Annotated in this window: 5 protein-coding genes; 3 read left to right on the top strand and 2 right to left on the bottom strand. The window is 72.1% G+C overall.

The genetic code is table 11. The annotated features are described in order from the left end of the window. Window positions 1-119: 119 nt before the first annotated feature. The gene (locus tag ACFV0O_RS39325) at window positions 120-1,934 is read right to left on the bottom strand and encodes an alkaline phosphatase family protein (RefSeq protein WP_380349247.1); all 1,815 of its coding nucleotides are present in this window, start codon (window positions 1,932-1,934) and stop codon (window positions 120-122) included. 239 nt (window positions 1,935-2,173) lie between these two features. Beyond that, window positions 2,174-4,588 carry a ricin-type beta-trefoil lectin domain protein gene (locus ACFV0O_RS39320; RefSeq protein WP_380349245.1) on the bottom strand — a complete coding sequence of 805 codons (2,415 nt, stop codon included), beginning with the start codon at window positions 4,586-4,588 and terminating at the stop codon, window positions 2,174-2,176. Between the two features lie 588 nt (window positions 4,589-5,176). Between ACFV0O_RS39320 and ACFV0O_RS39315 the strand changes: the two genes are divergently transcribed. The 3 genes from ACFV0O_RS39315 (at window position 5,177) to ACFV0O_RS39305 (ending at window position 9,034) form a co-directional block, all read left to right on the top strand. Then, the gene (locus ACFV0O_RS39315; protein ID WP_380349243.1) at window positions 5,177-6,226 is read left to right on the top strand and encodes a substrate-binding domain-containing protein; all 1,050 of its coding nucleotides are present in this window, start codon (window positions 5,177-5,179) and stop codon (window positions 6,224-6,226) included. Between the two features lie 145 nt (window positions 6,227-6,371). Next, window positions 6,372-7,997, top strand: coding sequence for a sugar ABC transporter ATP-binding protein (locus ACFV0O_RS39310; RefSeq protein WP_380349241.1), 1,626 nt, complete (start codon window positions 6,372-6,374; stop codon window positions 7,995-7,997). Next, window positions 7,994-9,034 (top strand): ABC transporter permease, encoded by a 1,041-nt coding sequence (locus tag ACFV0O_RS39305; protein ID WP_380349239.1) that lies wholly within the window; start codon window positions 7,994-7,996, stop codon window positions 9,032-9,034. Before ACFV0O_RS39310 ends, ACFV0O_RS39305 begins: the two co-directional genes overlap by 4 nt. Window positions 9,035-9,358 lie beyond the last annotated feature (324 nt).

Genomic DNA, 9,358 nt, shown 5'->3' with positions numbered 1-9,358 from the left:
CACCCCGCCCCCCGCGCCGCTACAGTGTGTGTGGGGGGGGGCCGGCGGGGGGGCGGGGGCGGGCCGCGCGGGCCGGGGGGGGGGGGGGGGCGCGCCCCCCCCCCCCCCCCCGGGGGCCGTCAGCCGACGGTCAGGCGGACAGGCCCGGCCAGCACCGTGTAGCCGTCGTTGGCGAGGTAGTAGGCGTCGTACGCGCCGGCGCCGTTCAGCTTGCCGGTGGAGAAGGTGACCGCACCGCTCTGGTTCGGCGTGTAGGCCCAGGTCAGCGAGGACCGGGCGCCCGGGGTGACGCCCGCCGGGTAGACGCCGACCCAGTTCTTCGCCCCGGCTTGCGGGGCGTTCGGCAGGGCGTAGCGGAGGGTGACGTTGCCGCCATTGGCCACCGCGTTGAGGTCGCCGGTCAGCGTGGGCGCGGTCGCCCGGGACGGCGCGAACGCGGCGTTGAGCGGCGTCGCGTAGGTGTCGTTGGCCGTCAGGCCCGGCAGGCCGAGGGCCGCGTCGATGGTGCGGCCGACGCTGTAGTGGTCGTAGTGCAGCGGGCTACTGGTTCCGGCCGGGACGGTGCCCTGCGAGCCGACGACGACGGTGGCGAGGTGGTTGTAGGCCTCGGAGTTGCTCTCGTCCCAGGTCAGCAGTAGCAGCGAGCGCTGCTGGGTCCAGGCCGGGGAGGACAGCACGGGGGCGAGGGTCTGCTGCAGCCAGCCGTCCTGCACCTTCAGGCTGGTGGCGCTGCCGTTGCCGGAGGCCTCGCCGTCGTAGTAGTCGTCGGCGGCGATCCAGGAGAAGTTCGGGGTGGTGGCCGCGGACCGCAGGTCGGTGGTGAGCTGGGTGGTGTCGACGAGGTGCGCCGCGCAGCGGGCCGGGTTGCCGCTGATGTCGGTGTAGTTGATGAACGGCGCGTCGTCGGGCTCGTAGTAGCTGTCTGCGCTCTTCCCGGTGTTACAGGGGGTGCCCATGCCCTGCTCGTAGGCCTTCCAGGTCTTGCCGGCCTCCTCGATGGTGTCGCCGAGGTTGCGCTGCGGGGAGTTGATGTTGGGGAAGTAGACGGCGCCCTTGGCGTACGTGTCACCGCCGGCGATGGAGAGGTAGTTCTCGTCGCTCGGGTGGTAGGTGCCGTGGGAGTCGGTGAGGGTGGCGCCCTGGGACATCAGGCCGTGGATGAACGGCGTGTCCGCCGGGTCGTTCATGATCTGGGCGTAGTCGGTGTTCTCCATCATGACGACGAACACGTGGTCGTAGCCGGGTACGGCGGACGCGGGCGGGGTGAGCGGCGCGGGCGCGGTGACCGGGGTGTCGAGGGTGAGCGAGAGGTTGTCCAGGTAGCCGCTCTCGCTGGAGGTGGACAGGAACTGCGCCTCGACCTGGATCGACCTCGTTCCGGCCGGGACGGCGCCGGTGGTGCTGCGGGAGAGGAACTTGGTGGACAGGCCGCGGTCCGTCGCGGAGACGGTCGGCAGATTGGCGGTGGCGCCGAGCGGGCGGCCGGCCGCGTCCTGGAAGTGCAGGCTGACGGCGACGTAGCCGCCGTTGATGGTCCAACCGCCGAGCCAGCCGGAGAGGTTGAAGTGCACGCCGCCGCCGTCGATCGCGGTGGCGGCCGAGGACACGTCGACGGTCTGGGCCATCGAGCCGTCGCCGAAGTTGCCGGGCCCGAAGAAGGCCTTGCCCGGTGTCCGGCCGTCGCTCGGCAGGCCGAAGGAGGCGACCGAGTGGCACATCGCGTCGATGGCGCCGGCCTGGACCGTCCAGCCGGGGACAGTACTGGCCGCGCTCCAGTCGCCGGTGCAGTAGCCGCCGGCCTCCGCGTCGCCGTTGGTGATCAGGTTGCCGCTGCTGCCCGTCGCTCCGGCGGTGGCGGGAGTGGCGACGACCAGTGCGCCGACCAGGGGCAGGGCGGCGAGCAGCCCGCCGATGGTGCTCGAGCGCAGTCGCATAGGGGTACCTCGTCCCGTTGGTGAGGGGTGGGCCACATGGCTGTTCGCCATGAGCGGGACATAAGTACCGGTCGGCGCTGTCCAATGGAAGAACACCGACCGAACGTGGCCAGACAACTTTGAGCGTGCGGGGGTGCGGTCCGGCCCCGGGCGGGGTGCCGCTCGGGGCCGGACAGGGTGCCGCTCGGGCCCGGCAGACCGCGTCGGACCGTGTCGGATCGGCCCGGGCGGTCAGGGGGCTACGGCAGCGTCCAGCGCTGGTTGGCGCCGCCGTTGCAGTCCCAGATCTCCAGCGGGGTGCCGTCGGCGGTGGCCGCGGCGGGGTCGTCGAGGCAGCGGCCGGACTGAGCGCTCTTCAGGGTGCCGTCCGGCTGGGGCGTCCACTGCTGGTTGGCGCCGCCGGTGCAGTCCCACAGTTCGACCGCGGCGCCGTTGGCGGTGGCGGCGCCGGTGACGTCGAGGCACTTGCCGTTGTGGGTGAGGGTGCCGTTGGAGCGGGTCCACACCTGCTCGGCGGATCCGTCGCAGGCCCAGAGCTGGACGGCGGCGCCGCTGGTGCCGGCGGTGGGGCGGGCGCAGGTGCCGGGCAGTGCGGAGGCGATCGGGCCGGTGTGGGTGGTGGGCGTGCCGGGGGTGAGTGCGAAGTTGTCGAACTGGTCGGTCTGGTAACCGGTCACGCCGAGGCCGGCCCGCCCGTTCGTGAAGCTCGCGTCGGTCGCGCTGCCCACGGCGGCGCCGTCGATGCTCGCGGTGAGGGTCGCGTCGTCCAGGGTGAGCGCGACGGTGTGCCAGCGGCCGGTGCCGAGGGCGGGGGTGGTGCCGCTCGCGAGCGTGGTGAAGTTCCAGCTGGTGTCACTCTTGTCGATGGACCAGACGCCGGTGTCGCTCACCCGCAGGTGGTAGGCGTTCAGGCCGTTGTTGTTGCGGCCCTGCTGGTTCACCCGGCCGAGGAGCTCGACGGTGCCGGACTGCTCGAACATGGTGTCGGCGGTGACGGTGTAGTTGGACCAGCTGCCGTCGCCCATCATCGTGTACGGGGCGCTGTACGGCTCGTCCGTCCAGTGGATCGGCCTGGTCGGGGCCATCTGGCGCAGGCAGGTGCCACTCCGGCCGCCGCCGCAGGCGACGGTCTGGAAGGCGCCGTTCATGTCCGTGAAGTACGTCGGCGAGGTGGTCGTCGCGGGCGTCTCGAAGGTGTCCGCGTAGGGCAGCTTCATCGGCGCGGCGGCCGGCGGGGTGGCGGTGCCCTTGCCCTGGCCGGTGGTGGTGGTCACGGTGTAGACCCGGCCGGGCTGCAGGGTGAGGGTGTAGCTGCCGTGCGCCGGGGTGATGTCCTGCTGGTGGACGAACCAGTCCGCGGGGTCGGTCGAGTCGAGGTCGGTGGACCAGACGTGGACCTTGCCGGTGGACAGGCCGCCGGTGACGGTGAAGTTCGCGGTCTGGGCGGCGGCGGCGTCCAGGGTCTCGATGACGGTGCTGTAGTCGCGCCTGTTCGCGCTCTTCAGCGTGACGTAGCTGCCGTTGGCGCGCGCACCGCCGAGGTAGCCGCTCGCGGAGTCGATGTAGCGCCAGCCGGGCTGGGCGAACTGGGTGGTGTGCGCGGTGACCCAGGTCGTCCTGCCGATGCTGTAGTTGCCGGACCAGGGCTGGTTGGCGATCGACATGCCGTCGGTGGAGAAGAACAGGTCGGGGTAGAGCGCGGCGATGACCGGCCAGTTGAGGAACGAGGTCATCTTCCCGTCGAGGTAGCCGCGGTTGATCCCGCGCGCCACCGCGGGGGCGCCGCCGTCGGCGTCCTCGGAGCCGTTCTCGCTCGCCCACAGCGGCTTGCCGAGCGCCTGGGCGTTCGCCGTGCTGGGGCAGTCGGTGAAGGAGCTCATGTACCCGCAGGGGTAGTGCACGCCGACGATGTCGACGGCGTTCCTGAACGCCGGGTCGGTGGCCATGGCGTCGGCCACGTCCCAGGTGTCGTCGGCGGCGACGACCTTGGTGGCGCCGTAGCCGCGGGCGACGAGCGTGCTCTTGAGGTTCTCGTACCAGGCCTTGTCGAAGCTGCGCTCGTTCCAGCCGCCGAGGTAGGAGACGTTCAGGTGGTGCTGGGCGGCGCAGCCCATCCAGTCCATCAGGTAGCCGATGGAGTCCTGGGACCAGAAGTTCCCGCCGCTGCCGGTGTTGCCGATCCAGCCGGGGGCGCCCCAGGACAGGCCGTAGAACGTGATGGCGGGGTTGCGGGCCTTGGCCTGCTCGGCCAGCCACCACTCGTAGCCCTGGTTGCAGTCGACGGTGCCCCGGGTGTGCTCGATGCTCGGCTCGGCGCCGTCGGTGGAGTTGGTGTCGCCGCCGATCTCCAGCTTCAGCACCTGCAGCGAGGCGCCGTAGCCGGGCTTGAACAGGTAGTCGAGCAGCCGGCTGCGCTGGGGCTCCGGATAGTCCACCAGCAGGCGCGAGTTGCCGCCGCCGCCGGAGATCGCACCGACCCCGTCGAAGGTGAGGCCCGGCTTGGTGCCGTCGACGGTGACGGCGGTGGTGGTGGCGGCCTGCGGCGCGGCGGCCCGGGCGGCCGCCGGCGCGGTCAGGCCGCCCAGCGCGCCTGCGAGGACGAGTGTCGCACTCAGCGCGGTGCGCCAGGTCGAGGTCGGGTGTTGACGGCCCATGGGCGTCTCCGGGGTGGGGTGAGGTGGGGTGGGATCCGTGCCGGGCCGGGTCTGCGGGGGTGGGGCCACCGGGACTCGGCGCCCGGGCCGGACGCATGGAGGGTGCCGGCGGGTGCATGCCGACACGCCGGGGAGGACAGTAGACCCAGCTTTCAACAACAATCAACAACTTCGGATGAAATACAACGCGATCGGCCAGCCGGCCGACAGGAGGCGGCGGCCGCCCCCGGGGGGCCGGTCGGGTCCCGACACCCCTTCGCCGCCATGCCCCTGCCAGGCGCTATTGACGCCGCCCCGGCTTTGCTCGAAGCTGTCAAGGGCAAGAACCTACCAATCGGTAGGTTCTGTCGAACACGCCTACGACCTGCTTTGATCCGGGGGATCGAGGCTCGGCTCACCGGCCTCGCGCCGAGCCTGCGGCCCGGCGGCATAACGAGACGGTCTCAATGGGCTCCCAACCGGAAACTTGAGCTTGACTCAGCTCCAGGACAGGCGCTTTCTTATGACACGTCGCGTTTGATTGCGATGCTTTCTGATTGGTTCTGTTGCTTCTAGCCGATCAGTCCCACACCCCCAGGAGCCCCCACCATGCACCTCTCCCGCCGCGCCCGTCTGGCCTCGCTCACCGCGCTGACCCTGGTCACCTCCTTCGGCCTGACCGCCTGCTCCACCGGACAGACGTCCTCCAACAGCGCGGACGCCCCGGTCGCGCCGGTGTCCGGCAAGGTCACGATCACCTACCTGCAGAAGCAGGGCGACCAGCAGTACTTCGTGGACGAGGCCGCGGGTGCGAAGGCCAAGGCGGCCGAACTGGGTGCCGACCTGAAGGTGGTGAACCTCGGCAACGACGCCAACAAGACGGTCGGAGAGGTGCAGGCCGCGATCGCGCAGAAGAGCAACGGCCTGATCATCGTGGTGCCGGACCCGGCGGTCGGCCCGCAGGTGGTCCAGACGGCCCGGGACGCGAAGGCCGCGCTGCTCACCTCCGACGACCAGGTCTGCGCGAGCGGACCGGCCCCGGCGCAGTGCGCGGCCGGCGACCTGGTGCCCCGGATCGGCTTCTCCGGCGAGCAGATGGGCGGCGAGGTCGGCAAGCGCGCCGCCGAGGAGTTCAAGAAGGCCGGCTGGAACGCGGGCGACACCCGGATCATCTCCGCCTGGAAGCAGGACGTCACCGTCTGCGGCGACCGCGTCAAGGCCGCCAGGGCGGCCTTCGACCAGGCCGTGCCGGGCGTGCAGCTGATCGACGTCGCGACCGACAACACCCCGACCGGCGCGCAGGACAAGGTCGCCGCCACCATCACCGCCAACCCCGGCGTCAAGCACTGGGTGACGTGGGGCTGCAACGACGAGAACGTCCAGGGCGCCGTCACCGCCCTGCAGAACGCCGGGATCGGCCCGGACGACATCGACGGTGTCGGGCTGGGCGCCTACCTGGCGTGCAAGAACTGGGCCTCCGGCAAGCCCTCCGGCATGAAGGCCGCCCTGTTCATCAACGGCAAGGACGTCGGCGCCCTGTCGGTGCAGACCATGTACGACAAGCTCAAGAACGGCAAGGACTTCCCCAAGGAGGCCTTCGCCCCGACCAAGATGGTCGACGCCGCCACCTGGCAGTCCGCGGGCGTGTCCTGCAGCTGACGCCGCGTCGAGCCGCCGGTGCGGCGGACGGGCACCGACCCGCCGCGCCGGCGCCGCTCCCGGAGACCGTACGCACGACCGCCGGCTCGGCCGAGCGCGCACGGCTCCCCCAGACCGTACGCACCGCACTGCCAACGAGGCCCCGATGACCACACCCGTACCGTCACCCGTACCGCCGGCGAGCGGCTCGCCCGGCCTGAGTGCCGAGGGCGTGTCGAAGCGCTTCGGCTCCGTCCAGGCGCTGAAGGACGTCACCCTCACCTTCCCACCCGGCCGGGTCACCGCCCTGATGGGCGAGAACGGCGCCGGGAAGTCGACCCTGCTGCGCATCCTCACCGGTGACCACCGCCCCACCGAGGGACGCGTCCTGCTGGACGGCGAGGACGTCGACCTGCACTCCCCGCAGGACGCCCGCCGCGCCGGGATCCGGATCATCCCGCAGGAACCCGAGATCATCCCGCACGTCCCCGTCGCCGAGAACGTCTACGCCGGTTCGCTTCCCCGCACCGGTCTGCGCCGTCTGGACCGCGCCGAACTGCGCCGCCGGATCACCGCGGACCTGGCCCGCCTCGGCTTCGACAAGGTCCTCGACCCCGACCTCCTCGGTTCCGAACTCACTGCCGCCCAGCGCCAGTTGGTCGAGATCATGCGAGCCATGACCGGCTCCGTACCCCCTCGCGCGATCGCCTTCGACGAGCCCACCTCCTCGCTCTCCGAGCACGAGGTCGAGGCCCTGTTCGCCCTGATCGGACGGCTCCGCGACGAGGGCATCGCGGTCGTCTACGTCTCCCACCGGATGAAGGAGATCTTCCGGCTCGCCGACCGCATCGCCGTCCTGCGCGACGGCCGGGTCGCCGGGGTGGTCGAGGCCGCCGCCACCGACGAGAGCGAACTCGTGCGGCTCATGGTCGGCCGCGACCTCTCCTCGCTCTTCGTCCGCCAACAGGTCGCCACCGACCGCGTCGTCCTGGACGTGCAGGGCCTCACCACCGACGACGTGCACGACATCAGCCTTCGGGTCAGGGCCGGCGAGGTCGTGGCACTGGCCGGCCTGATCGGCGCCGGACGCTCCGAACTCGCCCTCGCCCTGGCCGGCGACACCCCGATCCGCTCCGGCACGGTGTCCCTCAACGGCGAGGTCCTGCGGCTGAAGGACCCGCGCGCCGCCATCGCCGCCGGAATCGGCCTGGCCCCCGAGGAGCGCAAGGCCCAGGCGCTGTTCCTGCAGCGCACGATCCGCGACAACACCTCGCTGGTCAGCCTGGGTCGACTGCGCCGCTGGCGCTTCGTCAAGCACCGCCAGGAGAGGGCCCTCGCCCAGGAGTACGCCGACCGGCTGCGGGTGCGCGCGCCCTCCATCGAGGCCGAGGTCCGCACCCTCTCCGGCGGCAACCAGCAGAAGGTCGTCCTCGCCCGCTGGCTCGCCCGCAAGCCTGACCTGCTGATCCTCGACGAACCCACCCGCGGCGTCGACATCGGCGCCAAGGCCGAGATCTACCAGATCATCGCCGACCTCGCCCGCGAGGGCACCGCCGTCCTGGTCATCTCCTCCGAGCTGCCCGAGGTCCTCGGCCTCGCCGACCGGGTCGTGGTGATGCAGAACGGCCGCACGACCGGCGAACTGACCCGTGAGCAGGCGACGGAGGAGGCCATCCTCGCCCTCGCCATGGCCGACGACCTCGCCACCACCGACGGCCTGCCCACCGACGGCCTGCCCACCGCCGAGGGCCTCGCCACCGCCGCCCCCGCCCAGACCGGAGAGACCCGATGACCACCGCCACTCCCCCGACCGCCCCGGCGCCCGACGCCGGAGCCCTGCCCGGCCGGTCCGGCGGCCCGCGCGCCCTGTTCGCCGCTGTCGGCGGCCAGAACCTCAGCCTGATCGGCGCCCTCGTCGCCGTCGTCGGGCTGTTCGGCTGGCTCAACCCCAACTTCGTCGGCTGGGACAACATCCAGGTCATCGCCGAGGCCGCCACCATCTCCGGCCTGCTGGCCGTCGTCCAGACCGTCGTGATCATCTGCGGCGGCCTCGACATCTCGGTCGGCTCCCAGGCCGGCCTGGCCTCCGTCACCAGCGCCATGGTCTTCACCTCCACCGGCGCCAACCCCTACCTCGGCATCGGCGCCGCGCTCGCCATCGGCGCCGGCATCGGCCTGTTCAACGGGGTCGTCATCATCTACGGCCGGGTCAACCCGACGATCGCCACCCTCGCCGGACTGGCCGCCTACAAGGGCGTCGCCCAGCTCGTCTCGGACGGCCGCGCCCAGGGCTACGTTCTCAACGACCCGGTCTTCGTCTTCCTCAGCCGGGGCAAGATCGCCGGCCTGCCCACCATGGTCTGGCTGCTGATCCTCACCGCCGTCGCCGTGCACGCCCTGCTCACCTACACCGACATCGGCCGCAACGTCTACGCCATCGGCGGCAACGACACCGCAGCCCGGCTGGCCGGCATCAACCTCAACAAGTACCTGATCGCCGCCTACGCCCTCTCCGGCACCGTCGCGGCCCTGGCCGGGGTGCTGCTCACCGCCCGCACCGGCAGCGGCCAGCCGGTCTCCGGCAGCGAGGGCCTGGAACTGCAGTCGATCACCGCCGCGGCGCTCGGCGGCTGCGCCCTCAAGGGCGGCAAGGGGAGCATCGGCGGCACCCTGCTCGCCGTGGCGCTGCTCGGCGCGCTGCAGAACGGCCTCACCGTCCAGGGCATCAACGCCTTCTGGCAGAACGTCGCCCAGGGGTCCCTGCTGGTCGCCGCCGTCGTCATCCAGCAGCGCCGCAACCGCGAGCGGGCGGTCGGCCTGCCCGCCTGACCCCGGACCCCCGTGCGGCGGGGCACCGCACCGCACCGCCGCACGGGAACCGGACCTCCCGGGAACCGCGCCTCCCGGGAACCGCGCCTCCCGGGAAGCCGGACCTCCCGACGCGCGCCGCGCGGGGCCGCCTCCCCCACCGGGCCCGACCCGCGGACGCCGGGATCCGGTGTCCCGCTGGTCCGACTCCCCCGGCGTCCGCCCCGGCCGGTCGCGTGCCCGGTCCCGCCGCACAGTGGCAGCGGGTCCGGAACCCACCCGCGGGGGCAAGAGCCGGCGCGGCGTGCGGCGGGGGCGCGCCCCCGCAACGACCCGCCCGGGGCG

Origin of the sequence: Kitasatospora sp. NPDC059577 (assembly GCF_042735475.1) — a bacterium.
In the GTDB taxonomy this organism is placed as follows: domain Bacteria; phylum Actinomycetota; class Actinomycetes; order Streptomycetales; family Streptomycetaceae; genus Kitasatospora.
This window is presented reverse-complemented; position numbering and strand designations above follow the sequence as displayed.

Coding starts and splice junctions, on each gene's coding strand:
- ACFV0O_RS39325 (WP_380349247.1), bottom strand. CDS start 1,934: ATGCGACTGCGCTCGAGCACCATCGGCGGGCTGCTCGCCGCCCTGCCC.
- ACFV0O_RS39320 (WP_380349245.1), bottom strand. CDS start 4,588: ATGGGCCGTCAACACCCGACCTCGACCTGGCGCACCGCGCTGAGTGCG.
- ACFV0O_RS39315 (WP_380349243.1), top strand. CDS start 5,177: ATGCACCTCTCCCGCCGCGCCCGTCTGGCCTCGCTCACCGCGCTGACC.
- ACFV0O_RS39310 (WP_380349241.1), top strand. CDS start 6,372: ATGACCACACCCGTACCGTCACCCGTACCGCCGGCGAGCGGCTCGCCC.
- ACFV0O_RS39305 (WP_380349239.1), top strand. CDS start 7,994: ATGACCACCGCCACTCCCCCGACCGCCCCGGCGCCCGACGCCGGAGCC.